Origin of the sequence: Halalkalibacter flavus, assembly GCF_036663575.1 — a bacterium.
GTDB lineage: Bacteria > Bacillota > Bacilli > Bacillales > Bacillaceae_D > Halalkalibacter > Halalkalibacter flavus.
Genome location: NZ_JAWRVK010000010.1, coordinates 99958 through 125448 on the forward strand (window position 1 = coordinate 99958; position 25491 = coordinate 125448).

The 25491-nt window shown below is 39.3% G+C and carries 26 protein-coding genes; 22 read left to right on the forward strand and 4 right to left on the reverse strand.

What is annotated here, in order from left to right; genetic code table 11:
- The first annotated feature begins 91 nt into the window (after positions 1–91).
- The 4 genes from SAY88_RS09095 (at position 92) to pheA (ending at position 3387) form a co-directional block, all read left to right on the forward strand.
- Complete coding sequence (locus SAY88_RS09095) at positions 92–625, forward strand: Spo0B C-terminal domain-containing protein (RefSeq protein ID WP_332631182.1); 534 nt, start codon at positions 92–94, stop codon at positions 623–625.
- 10 nt (positions 626–635) lie between these two features.
- The gene (obgE, locus tag SAY88_RS09100) at positions 636–1919 is read left to right on the forward strand and encodes a GTPase ObgE (protein ID WP_332631184.1); all 1284 of its coding nucleotides are present in this window, start codon (positions 636–638) and stop codon (positions 1917–1919) included.
- A gap of 137 nt (positions 1920–2056) precedes the next feature.
- Complete coding sequence (locus tag SAY88_RS09105; protein ID WP_332631186.1) at positions 2057–2503, forward strand: ACT domain-containing protein; 447 nt, start codon at positions 2057–2059, stop codon at positions 2501–2503.
- 17 nt (positions 2504–2520) lie between these two features.
- On the forward strand, positions 2521–3387 hold the full coding sequence (gene pheA / locus SAY88_RS09110; protein WP_332631188.1) for a prephenate dehydratase: 867 nt from the start codon (positions 2521–2523) through the stop codon (positions 3385–3387).
- Positions 3388–3618: 231 nt separating this feature from the next.
- Here the strand turns inward: pheA and SAY88_RS09115 are convergent, their stop codons facing one another.
- Together SAY88_RS09115 and SAY88_RS09120 are read right to left on the reverse strand one after the other, a co-directional pair.
- The gene (locus tag SAY88_RS09115) at positions 3619–4161 is read right to left on the reverse strand and encodes a transcription repressor NadR (RefSeq protein ID WP_332631190.1); all 543 of its coding nucleotides are present in this window, start codon (positions 4159–4161) and stop codon (positions 3619–3621) included.
- Positions 4148–5287, reverse strand: a complete 1140-nt coding sequence (locus tag SAY88_RS09120) for a cysteine desulfurase family protein (protein WP_332631191.1) — start codon at positions 5285–5287, stop codon at positions 4148–4150. The genes SAY88_RS09115 and SAY88_RS09120 overlap by 14 nt, the downstream gene beginning before the upstream one ends.
- Before the next feature lie 121 nt (positions 5288–5408).
- Here SAY88_RS09120 and nadB point away from each other — a divergent pair, with 121 nt between their 5' ends.
- The 12 genes from nadB (at position 5409) to yajC (ending at position 17593) form a co-directional block, all read left to right on the forward strand.
- Entirely contained in the window at positions 5409–6971 is a 1563-nt protein-coding gene (gene nadB, locus SAY88_RS09125) for an L-aspartate oxidase (RefSeq protein ID WP_332631192.1), read from the forward strand.
- Between the two features lie 11 nt (positions 6972–6982).
- Positions 6983–7822: a carboxylating nicotinate-nucleotide diphosphorylase gene (nadC, locus tag SAY88_RS09130; RefSeq protein WP_332631195.1), complete on the forward strand. Its 840-nt coding sequence runs from the start codon at positions 6983–6985 to the stop codon at positions 7820–7822.
- A gap of 1 nt (position 7823) precedes the next feature.
- On the forward strand, positions 7824–8930 hold the full coding sequence (gene nadA / locus SAY88_RS09135; protein WP_332631197.1) for a quinolinate synthase NadA: 1107 nt from the start codon (positions 7824–7826) through the stop codon (positions 8928–8930).
- Positions 8931–9289: 359 nt separating this feature from the next.
- Complete coding sequence (gene safA, locus SAY88_RS09140) at positions 9290–10474, forward strand: SafA/ExsA family spore coat assembly protein (RefSeq protein WP_332631200.1); 1185 nt, start codon at positions 9290–9292, stop codon at positions 10472–10474.
- Positions 10475–10651: 177 nt separating this feature from the next.
- On the forward strand, positions 10652–11950 hold the full coding sequence (locus SAY88_RS09145) for a YhcN/YlaJ family sporulation lipoprotein (protein WP_332631202.1): 1299 nt from the start codon (positions 10652–10654) through the stop codon (positions 11948–11950).
- A gap of 156 nt (positions 11951–12106) precedes the next feature.
- Positions 12107–12679 (forward strand): intercompartmental signaling factor BofC, encoded by a 573-nt coding sequence (locus SAY88_RS09150; RefSeq protein ID WP_332631204.1) that lies wholly within the window; start codon positions 12107–12109, stop codon positions 12677–12679.
- A gap of 411 nt (positions 12680–13090) precedes the next feature.
- Positions 13091–13702, forward strand: coding sequence for a Holliday junction branch migration protein RuvA (gene ruvA / locus SAY88_RS09155; protein WP_332631205.1), 612 nt, complete (start codon positions 13091–13093; stop codon positions 13700–13702).
- A gap of 18 nt (positions 13703–13720) precedes the next feature.
- A complete protein-coding gene (gene ruvB / locus SAY88_RS09160) occupies positions 13721–14722 on the forward strand; it encodes a Holliday junction branch migration DNA helicase RuvB (RefSeq protein ID WP_332631207.1) in 1002 nt (333 codons plus the stop codon).
- Complete coding sequence (locus tag SAY88_RS09165; protein WP_332631209.1) at positions 14719–14937, forward strand: DUF2905 domain-containing protein; 219 nt, start codon at positions 14719–14721, stop codon at positions 14935–14937. The genes ruvB and SAY88_RS09165 overlap by 4 nt, the downstream gene beginning before the upstream one ends.
- An 82-nt stretch (positions 14938–15019) precedes the next feature.
- Positions 15020–16045: a tRNA preQ1(34) S-adenosylmethionine ribosyltransferase-isomerase QueA gene (queA, locus tag SAY88_RS09170; RefSeq protein ID WP_332631211.1), complete on the forward strand. Its 1026-nt coding sequence runs from the start codon at positions 15020–15022 to the stop codon at positions 16043–16045.
- Between the two features lie 18 nt (positions 16046–16063).
- Positions 16064–17203, forward strand: coding sequence for a tRNA guanosine(34) transglycosylase Tgt (gene tgt / locus SAY88_RS09175; RefSeq protein WP_332631213.1), 1140 nt, complete (start codon positions 16064–16066; stop codon positions 17201–17203).
- A gap of 126 nt (positions 17204–17329) precedes the next feature.
- Entirely contained in the window at positions 17330–17593 is a 264-nt protein-coding gene (gene yajC / locus SAY88_RS09180; protein ID WP_250095861.1) for a preprotein translocase subunit YajC, read from the forward strand.
- Between the two features lie 61 nt (positions 17594–17654).
- On the opposite strand, the gene SAY88_RS09185 is transcribed toward yajC, so the two are convergent.
- Positions 17655–18032 carry a TIGR04086 family membrane protein gene (locus SAY88_RS09185; protein ID WP_332631216.1) on the reverse strand — a complete coding sequence of 126 codons (378 nt, stop codon included), beginning with the start codon at positions 18030–18032 and terminating at the stop codon, positions 17655–17657.
- A 160-nt stretch (positions 18033–18192) separates the two neighbouring features.
- Here SAY88_RS09185 and SAY88_RS09190 point away from each other — a divergent pair, with 160 nt between their 5' ends.
- Together SAY88_RS09190 and SAY88_RS09195 are read left to right on the forward strand one after the other, a co-directional pair.
- Positions 18193–19482 carry an ArsB/NhaD family transporter gene (locus tag SAY88_RS09190; RefSeq protein ID WP_332631217.1) on the forward strand — a complete coding sequence of 430 codons (1290 nt, stop codon included), beginning with the start codon at positions 18193–18195 and terminating at the stop codon, positions 19480–19482.
- A gap of 86 nt (positions 19483–19568) precedes the next feature.
- Positions 19569–20228 (forward strand): DUF421 domain-containing protein, encoded by a 660-nt coding sequence (locus SAY88_RS09195; RefSeq protein WP_332631218.1) that lies wholly within the window; start codon positions 19569–19571, stop codon positions 20226–20228.
- 150 nt (positions 20229–20378) lie between these two features.
- Here the strand turns inward: SAY88_RS09195 and spoVB are convergent, their stop codons facing one another.
- A complete protein-coding gene (spoVB, locus tag SAY88_RS09200) occupies positions 20379–21953 on the reverse strand; it encodes a stage V sporulation protein B (protein ID WP_332631220.1) in 1575 nt (524 codons plus the stop codon).
- A gap of 74 nt (positions 21954–22027) precedes the next feature.
- Here spoVB and SAY88_RS09205 point away from each other — a divergent pair, with 74 nt between their 5' ends.
- The 4 genes from SAY88_RS09205 to secF all read left to right on the forward strand — a co-directional run bounded on the left by SAY88_RS09205 (position 22028) and on the right by secF (position 25310).
- A complete protein-coding gene (locus tag SAY88_RS09205; RefSeq protein ID WP_332631221.1) occupies positions 22028–22561 on the forward strand; it encodes a COG2426 family protein in 534 nt (177 codons plus the stop codon).
- A 16-nt stretch (positions 22562–22577) separates the two neighbouring features.
- Complete coding sequence (locus SAY88_RS09210; RefSeq protein ID WP_332631223.1) at positions 22578–22904, forward strand: post-transcriptional regulator; 327 nt, start codon at positions 22578–22580, stop codon at positions 22902–22904.
- Between the two features lie 170 nt (positions 22905–23074).
- Positions 23075–24379 (forward strand): protein translocase subunit SecD, encoded by a 1305-nt coding sequence (gene secD / locus SAY88_RS09215; protein ID WP_332631225.1) that lies wholly within the window; start codon positions 23075–23077, stop codon positions 24377–24379.
- On the forward strand, positions 24369–25310 hold the full coding sequence (gene secF, locus SAY88_RS09220) for a protein translocase subunit SecF (protein WP_332631226.1): 942 nt from the start codon (positions 24369–24371) through the stop codon (positions 25308–25310). The genes secD and secF overlap by 11 nt, the downstream gene beginning before the upstream one ends.
- Positions 25311–25491 lie beyond the last annotated feature (181 nt).

Here is a 25491-nt window from a genome sequence, read left to right on the forward strand (position 1 = left end):
ACGTGGTTTCTATTCCTTACTTTGTGGTAAGATAATCCATGTAATGAAAAGAGCGATTCTTATTTTAATGGAGGACAAGGGAGAGACTGAAATGGATAACCAATTAGATGTCTTAAAGGCGCTTAGGCAAACACGTCATGATTGGTTGAACGTTATGCAGTTAATAAAAGGGAATTTAGCACTTAAACGATACGATCGCATTGAAGAAATTATTGATCAAGTGACACAACAATCGATTTGCGAGAGCAAAATTTCAGAAATACAGGCAGTTAGTGTTGTGTATTTTCTTTTAACGTATAATTGGTTCAGCAGTAAACTGAAATTAGAAATAGATGTTGCAGGTGACGTCTTTTCACTTGAAAAAGATGAAGTTCGTATGCTGCGATTATGTGAGCAAATTACGGAGAAGCTAACAGAAGGATGTTCAATAGAATCAGAAAATAATTTGTTACTTACATTTCTTTTCACGGATATTGAATGTAAAATAACATTTGATTTTCAAGGGTCATTACAAATGAAAAAGGAAGATTGGCTTGAATTTTTAAATGAATGGGAGCCAAACGTAAAGCTAGTGGAGATGGACGAGTCTGAATGTGTATTAGTCGCTAGGTTTATGAGAAGTTGAGGTGAAAGGTATGTTTGTAGATAAGGTAAAAGTATACGTAAAAGGTGGAGACGGTGGAAATGGACAAGTCTCTTACCGTAGAGAGAAGTATGTACCTGACGGCGGACCAGCAGGTGGAGATGGCGGACGAGGTGCAAGTGTCGTTTTTGAAGTAGAAGAAGGATTACGAACGTTAATGGATTTCCGTTATAAGCGTCATTTTAAAGCCCAAAGAGGTGAGCACGGAAGACCAAAAAATCAGCACGGAAAAAACGCAGACGATATGATTGTCAAAGTACCACCGGGAACAACCGTTATTGATGATGCGACTGGTCAAATTATTGCAGATTTAACCGAGCATGGGCAAAAAGCTGTCATCGCTAAAGGTGGTAGAGGTGGACGGGGCAATACTCGTTTTGCTACACCGGTAAATCCTGCACCGGATATTGCTGAAAATGGAGAGCCGGGTCAGGAACGAGATGTTGTGCTTGAATTAAAGGTTCTTGCAGATGTCGGGTTAGTTGGCTTTCCTAGTGTTGGTAAGTCGACATTGCTTTCAGTAGTCTCTGCAGCTAAGCCTAAAATAGCTGATTATCATTTTACAACGATTACACCGAATTTAGGGGTAGTGGAGACAGAAGACAATCGTAGTTTCGTTATGGCTGATTTACCAGGGTTGATTGAAGGTGCACATGAAGGGGTCGGGTTAGGCCATCAATTTTTGCGACATATAGAACGAACGAGAGTGATTGTTCATGTCATTGATATGTCAGCACTTGAAGGTCGCGATCCATATGAAGACTTTTTGATGATTAATGATGAGCTGAAGCAATATAACATGCGATTACTTGAACGACCGCAAATAGTTGTAGCGAATAAAATGGACATGCCCGAGTCTGAAGAAAATTTAAAGATCTTTAAAGAAAAGCTTAACGGCCAATATCCTGTCTTTCCAATATCTGCAGTGACAAAAAAGGGGTTACGTGATCTCTTAATAACAGTAGCTGATAAGATTGAAGAAACCCCAGAGTTTCCTCTCTATGAAGAAACTGAGGAGTCTACTCGCGTTATCTATCGTCATGAGAAAAAAGAAATTCCTTTTGTAATCACAAGAGATGACGATGGTACATTTGTATTATCTGGAGCAGAGCTTGAACGATTGTTTAAAATGACTGATTTTTCTCGTGATGAGTCAGTAAGGCGCTTTGCAAGACAAATGAGAGGAATGGGCGTTGATGATGCTCTTCGTGCAAGAGGAGCTAAGGATGGAGATCTTGTTAGGATCATGAAATTTGAGTTTGAGTTTATCGATTAATACAAGACTATATAGAAAAACTGTCTCTTCTATGGAGACAGTTTTTTACTGTAAAAAGACATATTTGTGTTGTCAAAAAGTTTCGTCAATTCTATAATGATACATAGCTCTTCGTTGAAAGAAGGTGAATACGATATATGACAGCAAGAAAATCATTTTATCTTGTACGTGAGGATATGCTAACAGAAGCAATGGAAAAAACGTTAGCTGCTAAAGAGCTACTGGAATTAGGTAAAGTGAAGAAGATTAATGAAGCTGTTAATAAGGTTGGGCTTAGCCGAAGTGCTTTTTATAAATATAAGGATGGAATCTTTCCTTTTAATAAAGTAGTGAAGGAAAAAATTATTACCCTTTCGATTATATTAGTCGATCGCTCTGGTTCGCTTTCGCAGTTACTAGGGAAAGTCGCCGAGACAGGTGCAAACGTCTTAACAATAAACCAGACAATTCCCTTACAAGGGAGGGCTCATATGACGTTATCAATCGATACGGAGCCAATGAAACTAGATTTAGATGAACTTATGGAGTGGCTTGTAGGATTAGAAGCAGTAGAAAAGGTGGAACTGGTAGGAACTGGTTCATAGGAAGGAGTTTGAACAACATGAAGATCGGATTTTTAGGACCAAAAGGGACATTTACAGAAATGGCAGCGAGAGGATTATTTGAAAAAGGGGACTTCCTTCCTTTCCGAACCATTCCTTCGTGTATGGATGCAGTTGCTACGGAAGAAGTACGGGTTGCTGTTGTACCTATTGAGAATGCAATTGAAGGCTCTGTAAATATGACATTAGATTATTTAATTCATAAACAAAGGCTACCAATCATAGGCGGAATTACAGTCCCAATCGAGCAACATTTATTAATGAACCCTGATTATCAAGGTAGTAAAATTGAAAAAATAGTATCTCATCCACATGCGATTGCTCAATGTCATGAATTTTTACAAAACTATTACCCGAATACTGAATGGGAATATATGAATTCGACAGGAGCGGCAGCTGAGTATGTAAAGAACCACCCTGAATTAGCAATTGCAGCAATAGCTAATGAGAGAGCTGCGCAAGAATATGGGTTAAAGATGGCTCATACAAATATACATGATTTTGAGAACAATGGAACAAGCTTTGTTGTTTTAAGTAAAGAGCCACTTGATGTTTCATATGAAGGTGCGAATTTTACGGAAGACAAAACGACATTAATGGTGACGTTGCCTTCAGATTATTCAGGTGCACTTCACCAAGTACTGTCAGCTTTTGCTTGGAGAAAATTAAACCTAAAGAAAATTGAATCTAGACCAACGAAGACAGGATTAGGGAATTATTTCTTTATTATTGATGTTGAAGGTGCAATGGACGATGTTTTAATACCAGGAGTTGTGTCAGAAGTCGAAGCCCTTGGGTGTGGCGTCGAAATTCTTGGAAGTTATCCATGTTACACAATGGCTAAAAACAAAGCGAAATCTTTTTAAAGACTTTTTTAGCAAGTTCAAGGAAGCAGCAATGACTCCACACGTTGCGCGCCCGTTATGAGAACCCCACTCATAACAGGCTTAAGACAAAGCAACGGTTCCGCTCATTATTTAAAAGCCACTGAAAAAAGGTGAAAACCGTACCTTTTTTAGTGGCTTCCGAACTTGGCAGGGTTGTTTGATTAAGGAACCAGCATGCTCTTAGCTGGTTCCTTTTTCTGGTTTAAAGAGTCAATCATTTAAAATAAATCCTTTTTCATTAAGAGCTTGGATCGCTGCTTCAAGCTGACTAGAGTTCTCACCTTCAATTACATGAAGGTGAACCCCATCGGTTAATTCAGATAACAATGAGGATTGAGTTTGCTCGATTTTTTTACAAAAAGCTTCAACATCTAAGCGAGTGGAGAGCATGAGTGAAGCGGTAATTTCACCGTAAATAGCATGCTCGACAATAACTTGTTGGACTGTTACACCATGGTCAACTAAAGTAAATAATTCTTCTTTCGTTTCAGCTGGAGAATGCTTGCAAGCGATAATTCGATTTACTTTTGGTGAAGGCGTTTGCTGAACGTAAATATATCCTTGAGCGGTTGCAATAATTGGGTGCTTTTTCGCTTTTAGAATTGAAATGTCTTGGACGATAACTTGTCTACTTACATTTGAACGCTTTGCAAGCTCTCCGCCCGTGAGTGGCTCCTCACTGCTAGACAACCATTGAATAATTAACTCTCTTCTTTTGTCACCTAATATTTTTTTTCCATCATTCACTTCCATCAAACCCCTTAAATTCTAACAATATTTGTTTAAGTGCTTTAATAAATTTTATAACTTCATCTTCAGTCGTATAGCGGCCAAACGTGATTCGAATTAGTTCATGAGCTTCATGGTGTTTCCGACCTAAACTAATTAATGTCCGAGGTGGAGCGCTCTCTCCTACTCTACACGCAGAACCGGTCGAAATAGCAAAACCCTTTCGGTTGAACTCGAGCATCGCTAGCTGACCTTCAATTCCACTAATTCGCAAGCTTATGTGAAAGGGAAGGCGTTCGGTTGGATGTCCTTCAAAATAAATATGACGATTGCCTTTAAATTCATCTACAACTTTATTTCTGAATGCTAGTAACCGTTTCATATCTGATGGTGCGAGGGGGAGATACTCTTCCACTGCCGCTGCAAATGCTGCTATACCAGGAACATTGACTGTCCCTGCCCTAAACCCACTTTCATGAGTTGTGCCGTGCAAAAAAGAAGACCAAGGAACTTTTTTATTAAGATAAGCGGCACCTACTCCTTTTGGTCCGTAGCATTTATGTGCGGTAATGCTGATACTTGTCAACACGTCAATAGGAATAGGGAGTTTTCCAAAAGTTTGGACGCAATCACTATGAAAAAGTATATCATTATCAGCTAAAAAAGAACCAAGAGCCTGCAAATCTTGAACGGTCCCAATTTCACTGTTGGCATGGGCAATCGATACTAAAATGGTGTCTTGCGTAATAGTGGAGGCTAGTTGTTCTTTAGTAACTTGTCCGAATTCATTAACTGGGACAAATAAAATAGTAAATCCAAAATTCTTTAAATAGTTCATTGCTTGCAGGACCGAGTGGTGTTCCCCTTCCGTTGTAATGATAGTTTTTCCTTTCTGCTGATGGGAAAATGCTAATCCTGTTAAAGACAGGAATGTCGCCTCTGAACCAGAACCAGTAAAGTAAATTTCATTGCTATTTACATGTAAAGCATCGGCAATCGTCTTACGGCTTAAAGAAAGAATATCGTCACTTTCTAACCCGTGATTATGCAGACTACGACTATTAGCAAAAAAATCAGTCGCAACGCGGTTATACGTTTCTAGAGCATAAGAGGACATGGGGGTGGTTGCACTATAATCAAAGTAAATCATGAAAAAGACCTCCTCACTAGCCAATAATTCCCTATTTAATCAAAAAAAAGCGCTTGTCACAACTCTTATTTTATGTAAAGATAGGTGACAAGACAACTGTAAATTATTTAGGGGGATGGGGATGGCTAATAAGACGGTCGATGCTATTATTATCGGAAGTGGTATTGCGGGTCTTATGACGGCTCATTTGCTAGCTGATCATATGAATGTGATGATTATCACAAAGTCTAACGTTAATACGAGTAACTCTAGCTGTGCACAGGGAGGTATGGCTGCAGCGCTTGGACCTGACGATGATTGGAGAAAACATCTTGCTGATACATTAAAAGCTGGAGGGGATCACCATAATGAAACTCATGTTGAGATGTTGGTAAAACGAGCTCCTGCAATTGTTTCCTTATTAGACCAACTTGGGGTCCCATTTGATAAAGATGAAGATGGAGCACTCGTTTTAGGAATGGAAGGAGCTCATCAAAATCGCCGAATTGTACATGTAAATGGTGACAAGACTGGTCAGGCTTTTACTGAGGCATTAATAAATGCGGTCAAAGAGAGAGTAGAAATTCTCGATTATACAATGGTGAAAAAACTAGTTTCAAAAAATGGAAGAGTCATCGGGGTTCATACAGAGAAGGAATGTATTTATGCAAAAGCGACAGTGTTAGCAACTGGAGGGCTCGGTGGGCTTTATGAGCATACGTCAAATGTTGAAGAGGCAACAGCTGATGGATTTGCACTTGCTTACCGTGCTGGTGCTACGTTAATTGATATGGAATTTATACAATTTCACCCTACACTGCTGAGAGTTGGTGGGGAAACAATGGGATTAATAAGCGAAGCGGTGCGTGGTGAAGGAGCTAAGCTTATTGATAAAAATGGAAAAAGATTAATGGAAGATTTTCCATTGAAAGAATTGGAATCTAGAGATGTTGTTAGTAGAGAAATTCATAAAGCGTTACAAAATGGAAATGAAATTTATTTAGATTGTCGAGGCATAAAGGGTTTTAAACATAGCTTTCCAGGGTTATCGGAGCGTTGCGAGAAAGCGTTGATTGATCCAACAGTTACTCCGTTAGCGGTTGTACCAGGGGCCCATTTTGTGAGTGGAGGAATTGAGACCGATTCATCTGGTCGAACATCATTAAAGGGGTTATATGCTGTAGGAGAGGTAGCTTGTACAGGTGTTCATGGAGCTAACCGTCTTGCAAGCAATTCGTTATTAGAGGGTTTGGTATTTGCCGAGCAAGTAGCGAGTGATATTCAAAGTGTTCAGTCGAAATTTCAGTTAGTTTATTCAGAGGAGGACTCTGACATCACAGTTCCGCATCATTTGCCCTCTAAATCTGATATTCAAATTCGTATGACTAAATTTGTTGGGATTGAGCGTGACCTATCAGGTCTTCTTGAAATGAAAAGTTGGCTTGAACAATTTCTACCTTATGCTAATCAAATTCTCTCTACGGATTCTCATGACACGATAGAATGCAAAAATATGCTTATCGTTTCTGCTTTAATTACAGAAGCTGCTATTCATCGGACTGAAAGCAGAGGGGGGCATTATCGATTGGACTTTCCGAAAAGGAATGACCACCTTTGGTCAAGTACGTACGTTGCATTATCGAAAGAAAAAGGTGCACAAATTACACAAAAAGAAAAACGACATCTTGTACTCGAAAATATCTAGGGGGAGAGAGAATGAACAAGTTATTAGTAAAAAAACAATTAGAGCATTTTTTTATAGAAGACCTGGGTGAAAGTGATGTTACGAGTGAATCAGCCATTTCAACTAGTGCAATTGGGAAAGCCAAAATTGTAGCTAAGGCGAATGGGGTAATGGCTGGTTGCGATTTGCTGACATGGGGATATGGCATGTTAGATTCTACGATCACAGTTCAAGTGTTGGTTTCAGACGGCGAAGAATTTCAAAGAGGGGATACGATCGCTATTTTAGAGGGAAGGGTGATTCCTTTATTAGCCGGGGAGAGGGTGTTATTAAATTTGTTGCAACGTATGTCAGGGATTGCGACGATGACTCATACTGCTATTAAGATACTTGAAGATGAAAGGATCCGAATTTGTGATACAAGAAAAACAACACCGGGCCTTAGAGTATTTGAAAAATACGCAGTAAGATGTGGAGGGGGATTTAACCATCGTAGAGGTTTAAGTGATGCTGTCATGTTGAAGGAAAACCATATACTCGCTTGTGGTGGAATAAAGCAAGCTGTGGAAACGGTCCGAAACCATATTGGGCATATGGTAAAAATTGAAGTTGAAACGACAAATGAAGATGAGGTAAGAGAAGCGGTAGAGTCAAACGTAGATGTCATTATGTTCGATAATGCAACTCCTATGGAGATTAAAAATTATCGCAAGCTTGTACCTGGAAATATTATCATGGAAGCATCTGGTGGAATTACGATCGATAATCTTGCAACATTTCGAGATACAGGTGTTGATTATATATCGCTCGGTTGTTTAACGCATTCAGTGAAAGCGACAGATTTAAGTTTTTTATTAGAGGGGGGCAAATAGGATGAATTTTCTTGAAAAAGTAGCAACGTTAGATCGCATACCAGAACGGTACAAAAAGATGTCTATAGAGGATAAAAAAGAGCGAATTAAAGAAATTAAACAAAAACTGGGCAGCAAACTGTTTATTCCTGGCCATCATTACCAGCGCGATGAAGTTATTGAATTTGCTGATGCAACAGGTGATTCGCTCCAACTAGCTCAATTATCAAAAACTAATCGTGATGCAGAATATATTGTTTTTTGTGGAGTCCACTTTATGGCAGAAACGGCTGATATGCTCACTACAGACAATCAGCATGTCATTTTGCCAGACTTGAAGGCTGGCTGTTCAATGGCAGACATGGCGGACATAGCTCAAACAGAGCACGCATGGGTTGAGTTACAGAAACAATTTGGAGATACGATCTTACCTTTAACGTATGTTAACAGTACAGCTGCAATTAAAGCTTTCTGTGGAAGGAACGGCGGAGCAACTGTAACATCTTCTAATGCAAAGGCAATGGTTCAGTGGGCATTTACGCAAAAGCAAAGGCTACTCTTCCTACCTGATCAGCATTTAGGAAGAAATACAGCCTATGATCTAGGTATAAAACTGGATGAGATGGCAATCTGGGATCCAATTGCAAGAGAGCTTGTCTGTGAAGGTCCTATCGAACAAGTAAAAGTTATTCTTTGGAAAGGACACTGTTCCGTACACGAAAAATTTACTGTTGATCAAATTGAAGAGTTACGCCAAAATTCACCAAATACAAATATTATTGTTCATCCAGAATGTACCTTTGATGTTGTTCAAGCAGCTGACTTAAATGGTTCGACGCATTATATAATTGAAACAATTAAAAATGCTGAGCCTGGTTCATCATGGGCAGTAGGAACAGAGATGAATTTAGTGAATCGTTTAGCACAACAGCATCCTGATAAAAATGTATTTTCTTTAAATTCAACGATGTGTCCGTGTTTAACAATGAATAGGATTGATTTAGATCATTTGCTTTGGTCTCTGGAAGAGATTATTGAAGGGAGGCTGCATTTTCCAATTACTGTAGATGAACAAACAACTTTAGAGGGAAACCTTGCATTGCAACGCATGCTTGATCGTCCGTCCTAACGATTAAAAAGTGTAGTAAAAAAGGAAAAAACACCCTTTTTTACTGTTTAAGTAGCAATGGCTTCGCACGATGCGCACCCGCTATGAGGAAATCGCTCATAGCGGGCTTTAAAATATGGCAACGGCTACGCACATTGCTGAGTGTAGTAAAAAAGGAAAAAAACACCCTTTTTTACTACACTCTTTTTGTTTTTCTGTTTATGTAGGCATAAACCTATTTTTTCCGACATAAGCTGTGCTGAGCCCCCTGTAATATTAGGATTTTTTCAATCTTTTTTTCTGTTCTAAGGTAAGGTTTCGTGTCAATTCGCCTATAGCGACATACGATGTAAGGAACGGTAAGAGGAGGGAATGAAAACGTGAAAATTCATATTGTCCAAAAAGGTGACACACTTTGGAAGTTAGCTCAAAAGTACGGGGTTGATTTTGAACAACTAAAGGCAGCAAATACACAATTGTCCAATCCAGATATGATTATGCCTGGTATGAAGATTAAAGTACCTACAGGAAGTGTGCCGGTAAAAAAAGAAACCCAGGTCGCTCCACAAGCACATGTAAAAGAGCAGCCTAAAAAGGAAATGCCAAAACCAATCCAAAAGAAAGAAGCACCAAAGCCGGCACCAATGCCTATGCCGCAGATGCCAACAATGCCACAAATGGTGCAACCAAAACAAAAGACAAAAGTTGATTATCATTCATATGAAACAAATATCAACTTTTATCAACCACAAGTAAAACCTAAAAAGGTTATGCCAGATGTCAAAAAGCCGCCTGTGAAGAAGCAAGTTGAACCGAAAAAAGAAATAGTAAAACCGAAAGAAGAAGTAAAACCGAAAGAAGAAGTAAAACCTATAAAAAAAGAAGCTCCGATTGCACCAAAACATTATGCACCAAAGCCAGCAATTCACAAACCAATTCACAAACCAATTCACAAACCAATTCACAAACCAATTCACAAACCAATTCAAATGCCAGCCCACAAACCTATTCAGCCACAAATGTATCAACCTGAGCAAAAGGCACCTTGCCCACCATTGGTTCCAATTAGTCCACTAATGCCGGGGTGTGGTCCGTCAAAACCTAAAACAGCTCCATACATTCAACAGCCTATGCACCCGGTTAGTCCATTAATGCCAGGATGCGGTCCGTCACAGCCAATGATGCAACCATACCACCAACATCAAATGTCAATGCCACCATCACAAGAACCAATGCCATATTATCCAGAACAACCTTATATGCCACAACAGGAATCTATGCTATTCTATCCACAGCAACAGCCAATGCACCAGCAGCAGCCAATGCACCAGCAGCAGCCAATGCACCAGCAGCAGCCAATGCACCAGCAGCAGCCAATGCACCAGCAACAGCCAATGCATCAACACCAACCGATGCAGCAGCCTTACCAAAGTCCACAAAAAGGGTGTTGTGGACCAACACAACCTATTACTTATGGTCCAAACGGCCAACTGATGCCGATGCAAGATTATCCACAACAGCCATTTATGCAAGGTTACCATGAGTCAGATGATTATGATGATTAATATCAAGCAATATATATAAAGTAAGCTTTTTTGCCTGCTATGAGAAATTCATAGCAGGCTTACATAGGTATAAGCTAATTTGATTTTAATTTCTTGTTATGGAACACTAACCAAGATGTAACAGTGTAAAGAAACCTCCGATTAGCCAACATAATTGGTGAAAGGGGGAATTAAAAAATGAAAAAAATTGCAATGTCAGTAGCAACAGCAACAATGCTTTTAGGTGGACTTGCTGGATGTGGTGTAGATAACCAAGCAACAGACATGGGTGCAAATCAACAAACAGGAATATATGCACAAGATATGCGTGGTAGAGGAGCAATAGATGGTCGTCATAGAGGGGAAGGTCCAATAACTGATATGATGACACCAGACCGTCAGCGTGGTGGTACCGTTGGACAAGGTACGACTAGAGGGGCTGATGTAGGGCATCGTGGCGGGCTATTTGGAGGCCAAGGCACGGGCCAAACAGATGCACGTGGTGGGATTTTTGGAGGTCAAAGAGCTGGTCAAACAGGAACGCGTGGCGGGTTATTTGGAGGGCAAGGTACAGGCCAAACAAATGCGCGTGGTGGGTTATTTGGAGGCCAAGGTACTGGTATGACTGGACAAAGCCGTACACATTTAAATAATTTCCAAACTCGTGGAACTGGCAATGACCGTGGTGTAGGTTATACAAATACTGGCCGAGATAACTTTGGTACTAATACTGGGTTATTCGGCACGCATGGCGCACAGGGGATCACTGGACGTCAAGGAACAGATGCACGAGGAATAGGACTTGCTGGTTTAAATCGTGGAACCGCTCGTGATGGGATTCGTGCAACGGAGCGTAATGCAGGAATGGGACGTGCTGGATTAACAGGAGGAAACCGTCCTGGCATGGTTGATGAAGATGGAATTCTTCGTGGAAGAGCACGCCGAGGAGCTGGTGCTTTAGATGCAACTCCTGGCCATCGTCGTCAAGGGCAAGGAGCTATGAATTTAGAAGCGCGTGATCGCGGGAATGTAAATCATGGTACACGCACACCGAATCGCTTTGATGCAACTGGTCGTGGTGACCGTACGGGAGTCCACCATGGTCAACAACGTGCACAAGGTAAACATGGTACTCGTGCGATGAACTATCATAAAGACTATGATGGACAAACTGTCCAACGTCTTGCAGAACGATGTGAACGTATAGATGGTGTTGAAGATGCACGTGTAATTGTTCATGAAAATGATGTTGTTGTAGGAATTACAACAAATGGAGATATGGATGATGTGAAAAGAAAAGTTGAAAAAACGGTTAATGGTTTAGCAAAAGATAAAGATGTACGAGTAGTAACAGATTCTGATGCAGTGGGTCGCATCCGTAATATGGATGACAGATTACGGACAGGGACTGCATTTGATGAAGTAACAGCTACATTTACAGATATGCTTGGAGATTTAGGAAGAGCAGTACAACGACCATTTGAACGTTCTCGTTAATTGTTACAGACAGTGGAGCTTTTTCTCCACTGTCTTACTGACATTTAAATGTGAATATGTAGTGAAATGATTTAATTTACGAATGATGACTTCCATTTTTGGGCAACATTAGCCTAGGATGGAAGTTTTTATTTTTTATAATGGTGGTGAGAGCTGATGAAATTACAACGAACTCAGCGAAAACATATCTTTTCTTTGCTTTTAAGTTTGACATTAATTGTTATGGGTTTTACGTTGTGGAATACGACAGTAATAGAAGGCAGCCAAACGAAATCATATAACCAGAAACAAGCAGAATCGGAAGCTTACCAAGTAATGGGACCTCAAACAATTAACGTGATATTAGAACGTGTATACCTTGATGGTGAAAAGAGTGAAGAACGAATTCAAGAAACAATTTGGTCGATGGAAGATTTTTGGGCTTATTATGAAGACTGGAACTTGGTTGACCAAAGTGAAAATAAGATGATTTTTAGGAAGGAAGTAAATGATATTTCACCGCTGTTGAAGGTAAATGGATATTTTGGAATAACAGAAGATGGAATTCTTTCCATTTATGAAGGGCAGCCAAATGAAGAAAGAGTCATTCAATCTTTCTTCCAATTGGATACAGCCAAACTAAAGAGTCGACAACATTCCGAACTGAGAAAAGGCATACCTGTTCAGGACCTTAAACATTATGAGGAAGTGCTACAAGTTTTTGGACAATATAAATCAGCACAGATGTAAGTTAATTGGGTGGTTTCGTTATTGAAATCACCTTTTGTTTTTGTCATGGTTATAAGAATAAAAAAAGGTACAGATTTTTGGAGTCGGAGAACAAGTTTGTGCTGGTTCCACGCGCCGTGCGCCTTTTGAAAAGAGCGCTCAAAGGGCTTAAAACATAACGGCGGCTCCGCACATCGCTACGAGTTCAACCCAAAAGGTGAAGGGGAATGCTTTCTTTTGCGGCAGGTGCGAACATAGTGGCGCTGGCTCCACGCGATGCGCGCCTAAAGGAGAAGAGCGCTCCTTTAGGCTTAAAACCAGGCATCGGCTCCGCACAGCGCATAGAGTTCAACCAAAAAGGTAAAAAGCGACCTTTTTGGTTGAACTCTATGCTAAAATAGAAATAAATGTTCGTATGGAGAGGGATATAAATTGATTGAATACGTAGTTGGAAAGTTAGTGTATATAGAAACTCAATATATTGTTGTGGATCATCATGGGTTAGGTTATCAATTATATTGTCCGAACCCTTATCGATTTCAAAGTAAAATGGAGCATTCCGTTCAAGTGTTTACATATCAATATGTAAGGGAAGATGTGATTCGTTTATATGGTTTTGAGACAAAGGAAGAACGTGCGTTGTTCGAGAAGCTTCTTAATGTTTCAGGAATTGGTCCAAAAGGAGCATTAGCTATTTTGGCAACAGGAGAACCTGAGCATGTTGTTCATGCGATTGAGGAAGAGGATGAATCTTTCCTCGTTAAATTTCCTGGTGTTGGGAAGAAAACGGCCAGACAAATTATACTAGATTTAAAAGGGAAGCTTGATGATTTTGCTCCGAATTTATTTAAACAAAGTGGAATGACTGCTTCACCTAAAAGTTTAAAAACGGAAAATCCGTTATTAGAAGAAGCTCTAGAAGCCTTGCGAGCACTTGGATACGTAGAGAGAGAACTGAAAAAGGTGCGCCCACATTTGGAAAAAGAAGATTTGACTACCGATGCATATATTAAAAAAGCACTTCAGTTATTATTAAATGGGTAATAAACGGGGGTGATAGGAATGGATGAACGAATGGTATCGGCGGAAGAACAAGGTATGGAAGATTCACTTGATCAGCAAATTCGACCACACAAACTCCAACAATATATTGGACAGGAAAAGGTTAAAAAGAATCTTCAAGTGTTTATGGAAGCAGCCAAAATGCGGGAAGAATGTCTCGATCATGTTCTTCTATATGGACCGCCCGGACTAGGGAAAACAACGTTATCTGGAATAATAGCAACTGAGATGGGTGTTCAAATGAGAACAACTTCAGGACCTGCTATTGAAAGACCTGGTGATTTAGCGGCGATTTTAACTGCTCTTGAGCCAGGAGATGTTTTATTTATTGACGAAATACATAGACTAAACCGTATGGTTGAAGAAGTTCTCTATCCTGCAATGGAAGACTTTTGTTTAGATATTGTAATTGGCAAAGGACCAACCGCACGCTCTGTGCGTTTAGACTTGCCCCCATTTACTCTTGTTGGTGCGACTACACGCGCAGGGATGCTCTCAGCTCCTCTGCGTGATCGGTTTGGTGTACTTGCGCGTCTTGAATATTACACAGAGCAAGAACTATCCATCATCGTTCGTCGTACAGCTGAGATTTTTGGCACAGATATAGATGAAGAAGCAGCTGTTGAAATTGCTCGACGTTCAAGAGGGACACCTCGGATTGCCAACCGACTCCTCCGCCGTGTTCGTGATTTTGCGCAAGTAAAAGGGGACGGAACGATTAATCTTGCAATTGCTCAAGATTCCCTTGAACAATTGCAAGTTGACCGATTAGGACTTGATCATATTGACCATAAATTATTATATGGAATGATTGAAAAATTCCGTGGAGGTCCAGTTGGACTCGAAACGATATCGGCAACCATCGGGGAAGAGCCCGACACAATTGAAGATGTGTATGAGCCTTATTTGTTGCAGATTGGCTTTATCCAGCGGACACCTCGTGGAAGGATTGTAAGTCCAGCTTGTTATGAACACTTTAATTTGGAGGTTCCAAAACAATGAATACATTTCCGAAAGTATTAATTACGATCGGTATTTTATGTATTGTAATTGGTGGGTTATGGATGTTAATCGGTCGATTTATTCCGATAGGTAAGCTTCCAGGGGATATTTTAATTAAACGTGAAAACTCAACCTTCTACTTTCCTATTATAACGAGTATTGTAATAAGTGTTGTTCTATCGCTGCTTTTCTTTATTATTGGACGTTTTCGTTAAAGTTGCATCGACTTAAGAGTTTGGGTATGATAACAAAGATGTATAAAAATGAACGGATATTTTAAAAAAGGTGAATGTTAACATGAATGTAGAAGAATTTGATTTTGAATTGCCAGATGAATTAATTGCTCAGACGCCGCTTCCCGACAGGACGGCGTCTCGTTTGCTTGTCCTTGATCGTAAGACAGGTGAAACAAAAGATCGAAATTTCTTATCAATTATTGATGAATTACATGAGGGAGATTGTCTAGTATTAAATGATACCCGTGTTTTGCCTGCAAGGCTTTATGGTCTAAAAAAAGATACAGGAGCCAGTATTGAGATCCTGTTATTAAAACAATTAGAAGATGACCAGTGGGAAACACTTGTGAAGCCTGCTAAGCGTGTTAAAGCAGGAACAGAGGTTGTGTTTGGCGACGGCCAATTAACTGCAATTTGTACAGGTGAAGCTGAGCACGGTGGACGGATAATGAAAATGAACTACAAAGGTATTTTTCATGAAGTGTTGGATGAGTTAGGTGAAATGCCTCTACCTCCGTATATCAAAGAAACATTGCCGGACCAAGAACGGTATCAGACTGTCTTTGCGAAAAATCGAGGATCCGCAGCAGCTCCAACTGCAGGACTGCATTTTACAAAAGAATTATTAACATCTATCGAGAAAAAAGGCGTTCACATTGCATATATCACATTACATGTAGGTCTAGGAACATTTAGGCCAGTTAGTGTAGAAAACATTGAAGAACATGAAATGCATGCAGAATTTTATCAGATGAGCGCTGGTACAGCTAAACTACTTCAAACAGTTAGAGAAAATGGTGGACGGATTTTTGCTGTAGGTACAACGTCAGCTAGAACACTTGAGACGATTATGAAGGATCATGGACAGTTTCAAGAAGCATCAGGGTGGACATCCATCTTTATTTACCCGGGCTATGAGGTACGTGGTTTTGATGGATTGTTAACAAATTTTCATTTGCCAAAATCGACCTTGGTTATGCTTGTAAGTGCGTTTGCGAGTAAGGAGTATGTTCTAAATGCATATAGACATGCAGTGAAAGAAGAATATCGCTTTTTTAGTTTTGGGGATGCAATGCTGATTAGGTAGTTAAAAGGAGGAAAATAGATGGCTGCAATTACGTATGAACATATAAAAACGTGTAAGCAATCTGGGGCTCGTCTAGGCCGAGTTCATACACCACATGGTACTTTTGAAACACCAATATTTATGCCGGTTGGAACATTGGCAACAGTAAAGACGATGAGTCCTGAAGACTTATACGATATGAACGCACAAATTATTTTGAGCAATACTTATCACTTATGGTTAAGACCTGGTCATGATATAATTAAAGAAGCAGGTGGACTCCACAAATTTATGAATTGGGATCGCCCAATTTTAACTGATTCAGGTGGATTTCAGGTCTTTAGCTTAAGTGATCTGCGTAAGATAGAAGAAGAGGGTGTCCATTTTCGTAATCATTTAAATGGAGACAAGTTATTTTTAAGTCCAGAAGGAGCAATGGAAATTCAAAATGCTCTTGGATCAGATATTATGATGGCATTTGATGAGTGTCCTCCGTATCCAGCTGAATTTGATTACATGAAAAAATCAGTAGAGCGGACAAGCCGTTGGGCGGAAAGATGCTTAAAAGCACATAAACGTCCAAATGATCAAGGCTTGTTTGGGATTGTACAAGGAGGAGAATATGAAGATCTACGGAGGCAAAGTGCAGAAGATCTCATTTCTCTTGACTTTCCTGGATATGCAATTGGGGGATTATCTGTTGGCGAGCCTAAAGATGTGATGAATCGTGTACTAGAGTTCACAACTCCCCATTTACCTGAAAACAAACCGCGTTATTTAATGGGGGTTGGATCAGCTGATTCATTAATCGATGGAGCGATTCGCGGCATTGATATGTTTGACTGTGTATTGCCGACGAGAATTGCCCGTAATGGAACACTTATGACAAGTACAGGTAGGTTAGTTGTTCGTAATGCTAAATATGCCCGTGATTTTAGACCTTTAGATGAGAATTGTGACTGTCATGTCTGCAAGAATTACACAAGGGCCTATATAAGACATTTAATCAAGTGTGAAGAAACATTTGGATTTAGATTGACCTCTTACCATAATCTATATTTCCTGTTAAACTTAATGGAGCAGGTTAGACAGGCAATTAGAGAAGATCGTTTACTTGATTTTAGAGAAGAGTTCTTTGAACAATATGGTTTTAATAAGCCAAATGCAAAGAATTTCTAGGGATTCATTCTATAGGATGATCTTTTCTTTCCGTGCGTCTCGAAGCAGAGTATAGCCATCCGCTATTTGGTTTGCTTTACTCGTTCTGGTAAGAAAGGCGTTTATTAATGAAAGGGGGGAAAACAGATGGAACTATTTGGAACTTTACTTCCGCTAATTTTAATGTTTGCGATTTTTTACTTCTTACTAATTCGTCCGCAGCAAAAGAAGCAAAAGGCTATTCGTGAAATGCATAGTGCACTTCAACGTGGTGATAAAATTATCACAATCGGAGGCCTTCATGGAACAATTGATGCTGTTGATGAAGATACGATCGTTATTCTTGTTAATGATAATCGTAAGCTTACGTTCGACCGTGCAGCTATCCGTGAAGTCGTTAACCCAGATTGATATAGTACATAAGAAAGCGCAACGATTAGATCGCTGCGCTTTCTTTTTTTTAATAGTTTGGTTATTTGTTACTGCTTAAATTGACACCTATAATTCCACCGATAGCTGCTGCTAATATATAACCAGCATGGTACATGTACTGTTCACTTGTAAAGGTGTTATTGTAGCCTAAATATTGAATGAAGAAAGTTAACAAGGAAAATAAAAGAGCTGTACACGCGCCAGCAATCCAGCCTTTTTCTTTTGCTTTCGCCCCTGAGATAGTCCCTCCTAAAAACATAGTAACAAATGCAACCCCTGTGATTAACCACTGAACTGAATGCTCAGTTAGAGATGTAAAAGATAATACGATTGAGACAACTAAACTAAATGATAAAGCAATGACCAAAATAGTGGACAATCCGAACAAAATTGCTGGAAAAAAACCACGATACGTCAATGGAAACTCTCCTTTCAATGATTAAATATAAACTACTGTTTAATACAGCTTATTCAGGCTTGTATAGAATAGACGCAAAATTTGCTTGTCTCAGAAAAAGGACATGTTTTTTGTGGGCTTGTCATAGGATGGTAGAAATGCGAGGGAGAGGAGTACAGTCATGGGGGTAACCTTAGCTTTAATTATTTTTCTTTGCAGTTACTTCTTCATTATCACAGAAAAACTAAATCGAGCTGTCATTGCCTGCTTCGGTGGTGTACTCATGCTTGTATTTGGTGTGTATGAAATAAATGCTGCATTTTTGCACCATATAGATTGGCATACGATTACGCTTCTGTTGGCAATGATGATTTTAGTATCCATAACAAGTCAGAGTGGCTTTTTTGAGTATGTAGCAGTGTCTTTAGCTAAGTGGGTAGATGGCCGACCGGTTCCTCTGCTTATTGTAATCTCATCTTTAACTGCATTTGGATCGGCTTTTTTAAATAATGTGACAACCGTTTTATTAATTGTTCCAATTATATTTACATTAACTTCATTATTAAAACTTCCCGCAGTCCCCTTTCTATTGTCATTGGTTATGGCATCAAACATTGGAGGGACGGCAACATTAATTGGAGATCCTCCAAACCTGATGATTGGGCAGGCTGTTGATCATTTAACATTTAATGACTTTCTTATTCATTTAAGCCCAGTCGTTCTCATTATTTTTATTATCGTTATGGGAGGTCTAGTTTTACTTTATCGTAAGCAATTAGTTGTTACAAAAGAGGATCAAGCGAAATTATACGCGATAAACCCAACTACATATATTAAGGATCGGAAGCTTCTTATGAAATCGGTCTCCGTATTAACGTTAACTACAATAGCTTTTATTTTTCAGCCTTTTATTCATGTTGAGTTAACAAGCATTGCAATGGTTGGAGCCCTTTTGTTAATGTTAATTACGCATGAAGAGCAAGATATGGAAGAGGTCTTTCGTTCAGTAGAGTGGGTAACGCTCTTTTTCTTTATAGGATTGTTTATGCTTGTTGGTGGGTTAAAGGAAGTAGGGATAATTGATGAAATTGCAAAATCAATTATTTACTATACGGAAGGTGACCTGCCTAAGACCGCTCTATTTATCCTTTGGGGCTCAGGAATTTTATCTGGATTTGTTGATAATATCCCGTTTGTTGCTGCGATGATTCCTGTCATTCTTGAGTTTCAAGAATATGGTATGAACAATTTAGATCCTTTATGGTGGGCACTTGCTTTAGGTGCTTGTTTAGGCGGGAATGCAACGATTATCGGCGCAACAGCCAACGTGATCGTTGCTGGTATGGCGGCAAAAGCGAAACATCCGTTTAGTTATTTAGAATTCTTAAAAGTGGGATTACCAATTGCCATTATCTCGTTTATTATTTCAACCGTTTACCTCTACTTCAGATACCTCGCTAACTTCATGTAGAAATGCCAAAAGCTACAAATCATGTGTCTTTCCTCCCTTGGTCATACTAAGCTTTAGATATGTTAGAACGCAAGGGAGGATATCTGATGGATTATATGACAATCATGCTGCGTACAATATTCATCTACTTCATTATTCTCTTTGTGCTTCGGTTTATGGGGAAACGTGAGATTGGACAATTATCTGTTTTGGATTTTGTTGTTTCGATAATGATAGCAGAGTTAGCTGTTGTATCGATAGAAAATATAGAAGTACCAATGATGTATTCCATTATTCCAATCGTTATTCTTTCCACGATTCAAATTATCTTGGCCCTTGTTTCGTTGAAAAACAATGATTTGCGTAAATTAATTGATGTTAAGCCCTCTGTTTTAATTAATGAAGGGAAAATAGATGAAGGGGAAATGAGAAAGCAAAGGTATAACTTTGATGACCTTCTAGTACAACTAAGGCAAAATAAAATTAGTAAATTATCTGATGTTGAATTTGCTATTTTAGAACCTTCAGGGAAGCTATCTGTAATTGAAAAGCAGGAAGACGCAGATGATGGATATGCTCCAAGGCTGCCATTGCCGCTTATTTTAGATGGGAAGATACAAAATGAACATTTAGAACAAATTAATCAGACGCAATTATGGTTACGACAGCAAATGAGGAAGCTGGGGTATCGTGATATTAAAAAAATATCCTATTGCGCGCTAAAAGCTCGTGACACATTTTTTGTTGATGTAAAAGATGAAAAATAACCAAGCTAATGGTCCTATAGAAAAGGATTTTAGCTTGGTTTTTTAGCCTGCGTATTTCTTAAAAAAGCCCAAAGAAAAAGATGTAGCGTCTCCGCTCATTGCTTTGGGGGTGTCTCGAAAGGTCAAAAACAGACCTTTTAAGACACCCTCTTATTGTGTTCTTTGAATGATTGAGGCTAGCTTTTTACCTATGATGGGAACTCGTAAAGCTTCCTCCTCTTTAATTAACCCAAGAAGAACCATGAACATGCAGTAGATTACACTAGTAAGGCTTATTGCGAGCAATGTCTGCCAAAGCTGAGATAAAGAAGTAAATGCATACTTAGAAAAAAGAAACCCTATACATGTAGAAGCAGCAATAAGAATAATCGATTTAACAACCATTTTAGTTTCAATTGTAAAACTTATTGTTTTTGCTACTGATGCAAAGTGTAACAAAGTGACTAAAACGAATCCGATGACAACAGCAAGGGCCGCACCCATGATTCCTAATTCCGGTCTTGATGCTAGAACAAAGATAGCTGCCATTTTAATGACGGCTCCAAACAAACTATTCATCATCGCAGCTTTAGCTAGGTCTAATGCCTGTAAAGTAGCTTGAAGAGGTCCTTGGAAATATAAAAAGATACTAAAAGGAGCCATTAATTTTAAATACGTAGCGACTGTTGGGGCCCCATACATTAAACTCATAATTGGTTCGGCATAAACGTATAAAACAACAGCAGAAATGCCTCCTGATAAGAGTGCAAGGCGTAATGCTTGGTTTAACCTGTAATGAATTGTTTTGTAATGCTTTTTCGCTGCTGCTTCACTTATGGCTGGTACTAAAGAAACAGAGAGGGAATACGTAATAAATGTTGGCAGCATGAGTACTGGAATGACAAATCCAGCTAGTTCCCCGTACTGCCTTGTGGCCATTACTGTAGCGACTCCAGCCAATGCCAAGCTTTGAGCGACAATTATAGGTTCAAAAAATAACGAAATGGAACCAATTAGGCGACTTCCAGTTGCTGGCAATGAAATAGCCATTAAATCTCTAAATGTTTGTTTCCCCTCTTTAGCATAAGTGAAGAAGTTCCGTCGAACATGAAATCGCTTGTTCCTCTTGAACATAAAAATCATGTAAATTAAGGAAGCCAGTTCCCCAATTACAACGGAAGCCATGGCACCAGCTGCTGCATATTCCACACCCATTGGTAAAAATGCACTTGTCATAACGGCAACTAACGTAATTCTAACTACTTGTTCAATGACTTGAGAATAGGCAGTAGGTTTCATATTTTGACGACCTTGAAAGTAGCCGCGCATGACTGAAGAAAGTGCTACGATAGGGACGATTGGTGCAATGGCAATTAAAGGATAATAGGCTCTTGCATCAGTTAATAGGGTATTTGCTACAAATGGGGCAAAAGCAATCATCGCAATGGTGAAAATAATGCTAAGTATTGATGTAATGGTCAGGGAGACTACCAAGATTTTTCTTATTCTTTGTCTATCTTGTTTAGCCTCGGCTTCTGCAACTAGTTTTGAAATGGCAACGGGTAGTCCTAATTGAGTTAAAGTGATGACTAACAGCAATGTAGGAACTGCCATTTGATAAAGGCCTACTCCTTCAGCCCCCATAATTCTTGCAACGACAATTTTATTCACAAAGCCTAGGAATCTTGTAATAAGACCGGCGATGATTAAAATCAATGCTCCTTTAAGAAATGTTTGCTTCGTCATGAATAGCCCCTACCTTCATAAAAAAATGATGGATATTTCGCGTTATTATTTATATGCTTAGTAGTGGGGCAAGCATGACAAGTAGTTATTTTATTAATACAACGTTAGAGAGGACGGATATAGTGAAAGAGGCAATTGAACAGTTTGTTTTTGATCATTTTGGTTTTTTACCCCCTGAATTAATTGTTGTGTTAATTTCTGCATTGCCTATCTTAGAGCTACGAGGGGGAATACCCGTAGCGCACCAGCTTGGTTTATCGTATTGGGAGGCTTTATTCTATGGAATTGGTGGAAACTTGTTACCGATCATACCAATTTTGCTATTATTTCAGCCGGTAAGTAAGTGGTTTCTTAGATTTAAAGCATATAAAAAGTTTTATGATTGGCTTTATAACAGAACAATGAAAAAAAGCGACAAAGTAGAGAAGTTTGGAGCGATTGGTCTCATTTTGTTTACGGCTGTACCATTCCCAACTACAGGTGCGTATTCAGCTAGTCTTGCAGCCATCCTATTTTTCATTCCATTCCGTTTTGCTTTTTTTGCTATTGCTACAGGAGTCGTTATCGCTGGATTTGGAATAGCAAGTATTATGTATTCAGTCTTTTAAAGGGGGGAGAGAATTAATGGAGAAACAACAATTTGAAGTATGGCGTAGTGATGTTGAGCCGGCTTTAGTAAGTAAGGTCGATGAATTTCATTTTCTAGGCTATGATCGAGCTACGAAAGACGATGTATGGGAATGTGTCCTCTATCAGTTAAGAAAGAAGAAGGAATTTATTCATATTAATAGCTTTGTCAGTGAATTACTCACACTAAAGCCACAAACGTATATGACGTGGCTAACGATCAATGCATACAAAGATCCTACGGATTGGTTTGCAGAAATGGAAGCTTCTGAAGGATTAACGAGCGACGGATTCGACATAGGTTCTAAAGGGAGACATAGCTAAGGTGTGAGAGGCCTCACACCTTTTAAAGCATGTACGTTAAAAAGGGCATCTTTAGTATACATAGCATAAATTGACAGAGATTTTCTATAAAGGCTATAATGGGACTATTGTGTCTATGAAAGGTTGAGATGGACAAGTAGTCTGTTTCATGAAGGAGGCAGAAAAGCAGTATGGTGAAAAAAGGAAGGATTTTCGCTTTTTTCCTTATTGTCGCAATTCTCGCAGGTTTGATTAGTACGACTGTGATGGGGATAGCGAAGGAAATTAAGCTAGGTCTTGACCTCCAAGGTGGGTTTGAAATACTTTATGAAGTAAAACCGGCTCACGAGGGTGACGTTATTGATAATGAAGCATTGCGTGCAACAGTCAGTGCTTTAAATCAACGAGTTAATGTACTAGGGGTTTCTGAACCGAATATTCGAATAGAAGGAGACGATCGTATTCGAGTTCAACTTGCAGGAGTAGCCGACCAAGCTACAGCAAGAGAATTACTCGCAACGGAAGCAAGTTTAACGATACGTGATGTACATGATGAAGTATTAGTAGATGGAGCCGATTTGCGCCAGAATGGGGCCAGCTCTTCATTTCATCCGGATACTAATGATCCAATTGTGACTTTGACTTTAGATGATGCTCGTCAAATGGAGCAAATCTCTAGGGAGATGCTATCAAGGCCACCAGCGGAAAATTTACTCGTTATGTGGCTTGATTTTGAAGAGGGTGTAGATTCTTACGCCGAAGAAGCTTTAAAAGAAGACCCGAAGTATCTTTCTGCGGCAACAGTTCGGGAAATTATTTATTCAAATACAGCGACTATCAGTGGGAGTTTCACACTTGAAGAAACACAATTTTTGGCAGAGGTTTTAAATGCAGGGGCACTTCCAGTTCAGCTTGAAGAGATGTACTCGAACTCTGTAGGTGCATCATTAGGAGAGCAAGCGATGCAAAAAACAGTGTATGCTGGATTTATTGGTGTCGCGCTAATCTTTGCCTATATGTTGTTTTATTACAGGTTCATGGGGATCATTGCTGTTGTCACGCTCAGCACCTATATTTACCTTGTGTTGCTTGTGTTTAATTGGATGAATGCAGTTCTAACATTGCCTGGAATTGCTGCATTAATTCTTGGGGTAGGGATGGCAGTAGATGCAAATATCATTACCTATGAACGAATTAAAGAAGAGATCAGGTCTGGTAAATCGATTATGTCGGCCTTTAAAGCAGGAAGTCGAAGATCGCTTTCAACGATTCTAGATGCCAACATTACAACAATCTTAGCAGCAGCTGTACTATTCTCATATGGGACAAGCTCTGTACAAGGTTTCGCTGTTATGTTGATTGTCAGTATTTTAACGAGTTTTGTTACGGCTGTGTATGGGTCAAGACTTCTTCTTGGTTTATGGGTAAACAGTCGAGCGCTTAATAAGAAACCTCGTTTGTTCGGTGTGAAGGAAGGTGAAATTAGTGAGCTTTAATTTCCAAAATCGTGAGATAGACTTCGTTAAGCATCGAAAAAAGTTTTTCGCCTTTTCAGGATTATTTACGTTACTTGGTATAGTGTTGCTGCTCACACTAGGGCTGAATTTAGGAATTGATTTTGAAAGTGGCTCACGAGTCGACTTGTTATCGACAGAACCGATAACGCAAGAAGAGGTCATGGAGGAGTTTGCACAAATTGGGTTTACACCAGATGATGTTCAGCTTGGCGGAGATCAAAATGAAATGGCAAGTGTTGGGTTTATCGGTGTTTTGTCTCCTGAAGAAATAAATGAAATTCAAGCGTATTTTGCCAGTGCTTACGGACATGAGCCGAGTGTTAGTACTGTTGATCCAATCATTGGTGCAGAACTTGCCCGTAATGCATTAATATCTGTTTTGATTGCCTCAGTTGGGATCATTATTTATGTAACGATTCGATTTGAATTGTTATATGGAATTGCAGCAATTGTGGCATTATTACATGATGCATTCTTTATCATTGCGGTGTTTAGTTTGTTACAAATTGAAGTGAATGTTCCGTTTATTGCAGCTGTATTAACGATCGTTGGTTATTCAATAAATGATACGATTGTAACGTTTGACCGTATTAGAGAAAACACAAAGCTTGCTAAGCGAGTTAAAGACTTTGACGATTTAGCTTCAATTGTGAATAAAAGCTTAGTTCAGACATTAGCACGTTCGATTAATACGGTATTAACTGTCGTATTTGCAGCTGCTGCGATTTTCATTTTTGGTGGCGAGGCCATTCGCTCCTTTGCTTTTGCTTTGCTTATAGGACTTGTAGCTGGAACATACTCTTCGATGTTCCTTGCCTCACAATTATGGCTGATTTGGAAGGCAAATCAATTAAAAAAGAAAAAGTTCGATTCTCACAAGCAACAGCCTGAGGGAGAGCCAACAGTATAAATCATAGAATGCATTTAAGGGCACGGAAAAAGGGAAAAACCACCCTTTTTCCGTGCCCTCTTTCTGGCCTTTAAGACACCATTTTTTCGCAAAAATGATTGTCAATTCTCTTAAAGATGAATGATGCTACCTATTGATGGTAAAATAAGTACAGGTTTTTCCAACATACTGTTTGAAATAT

What these genes read in the sequence shown, in the direction of transcription:
- SAY88_RS09095 (WP_332631182.1), top strand. Translation starts at nt 92, where the DNA reads ATGGATAACCAATTAGATGTCTTAAAGGCGCTTAGGCAAACACGTCAT.
- obgE (WP_332631184.1), top strand. Translation starts at nt 636, where the DNA reads ATGTTTGTAGATAAGGTAAAAGTATACGTAAAAGGTGGAGACGGTGGA.
- SAY88_RS09105 (WP_332631186.1), top strand. Translation starts at nt 2,057, where the DNA reads ATGACAGCAAGAAAATCATTTTATCTTGTACGTGAGGATATGCTAACA.
- pheA (WP_332631188.1), top strand. Translation starts at nt 2,521, where the DNA reads ATGAAGATCGGATTTTTAGGACCAAAAGGGACATTTACAGAAATGGCA.
- SAY88_RS09115 (WP_332631190.1), bottom strand. Translation starts at nt 4,161, where the DNA reads ATGGAAGTGAATGATGGAAAAAAAATATTAGGTGACAAAAGAAGAGAG.
- SAY88_RS09120 (WP_332631191.1), bottom strand. Translation starts at nt 5,287, where the DNA reads ATGATTTACTTTGATTATAGTGCAACCACCCCCATGTCCTCTTATGCT.
- nadB (WP_332631192.1), top strand. Translation starts at nt 5,409, where the DNA reads ATGGCTAATAAGACGGTCGATGCTATTATTATCGGAAGTGGTATTGCG.
- nadC (WP_332631195.1), top strand. Translation starts at nt 6,983, where the DNA reads ATGAACAAGTTATTAGTAAAAAAACAATTAGAGCATTTTTTTATAGAA.
- nadA (WP_332631197.1), top strand. Translation starts at nt 7,824, where the DNA reads ATGAATTTTCTTGAAAAAGTAGCAACGTTAGATCGCATACCAGAACGG.
- SAY88_RS09145 (WP_332631202.1), top strand. Translation starts at nt 10,652, where the DNA reads ATGAAAAAAATTGCAATGTCAGTAGCAACAGCAACAATGCTTTTAGGT.
- SAY88_RS09150 (WP_332631204.1), top strand. Translation starts at nt 12,107, where the DNA reads ATGAAATTACAACGAACTCAGCGAAAACATATCTTTTCTTTGCTTTTA.
- ruvB (WP_332631207.1), top strand. Translation starts at nt 13,721, where the DNA reads ATGGATGAACGAATGGTATCGGCGGAAGAACAAGGTATGGAAGATTCA.
- SAY88_RS09165 (WP_332631209.1), top strand. Translation starts at nt 14,719, where the DNA reads ATGAATACATTTCCGAAAGTATTAATTACGATCGGTATTTTATGTATT.
- queA (WP_332631211.1), top strand. Translation starts at nt 15,020, where the DNA reads ATGAATGTAGAAGAATTTGATTTTGAATTGCCAGATGAATTAATTGCT.
- tgt (WP_332631213.1), top strand. Translation starts at nt 16,064, where the DNA reads ATGGCTGCAATTACGTATGAACATATAAAAACGTGTAAGCAATCTGGG.
- yajC (WP_250095861.1), top strand. Translation starts at nt 17,330, where the DNA reads ATGGAACTATTTGGAACTTTACTTCCGCTAATTTTAATGTTTGCGATT.
- SAY88_RS09190 (WP_332631217.1), top strand. Translation starts at nt 18,193, where the DNA reads ATGGGGGTAACCTTAGCTTTAATTATTTTTCTTTGCAGTTACTTCTTC.
- SAY88_RS09195 (WP_332631218.1), top strand. Translation starts at nt 19,569, where the DNA reads ATGGATTATATGACAATCATGCTGCGTACAATATTCATCTACTTCATT.
- spoVB (WP_332631220.1), bottom strand. Translation starts at nt 21,953, where the DNA reads ATGACGAAGCAAACATTTCTTAAAGGAGCATTGATTTTAATCATCGCC.
- SAY88_RS09205 (WP_332631221.1), top strand. Translation starts at nt 22,028, where the DNA reads ATGACAAGTAGTTATTTTATTAATACAACGTTAGAGAGGACGGATATA.
- SAY88_RS09210 (WP_332631223.1), top strand. Translation starts at nt 22,578, where the DNA reads ATGGAGAAACAACAATTTGAAGTATGGCGTAGTGATGTTGAGCCGGCT.
- secD (WP_332631225.1), top strand. Translation starts at nt 23,075, where the DNA reads ATGGTGAAAAAAGGAAGGATTTTCGCTTTTTTCCTTATTGTCGCAATT.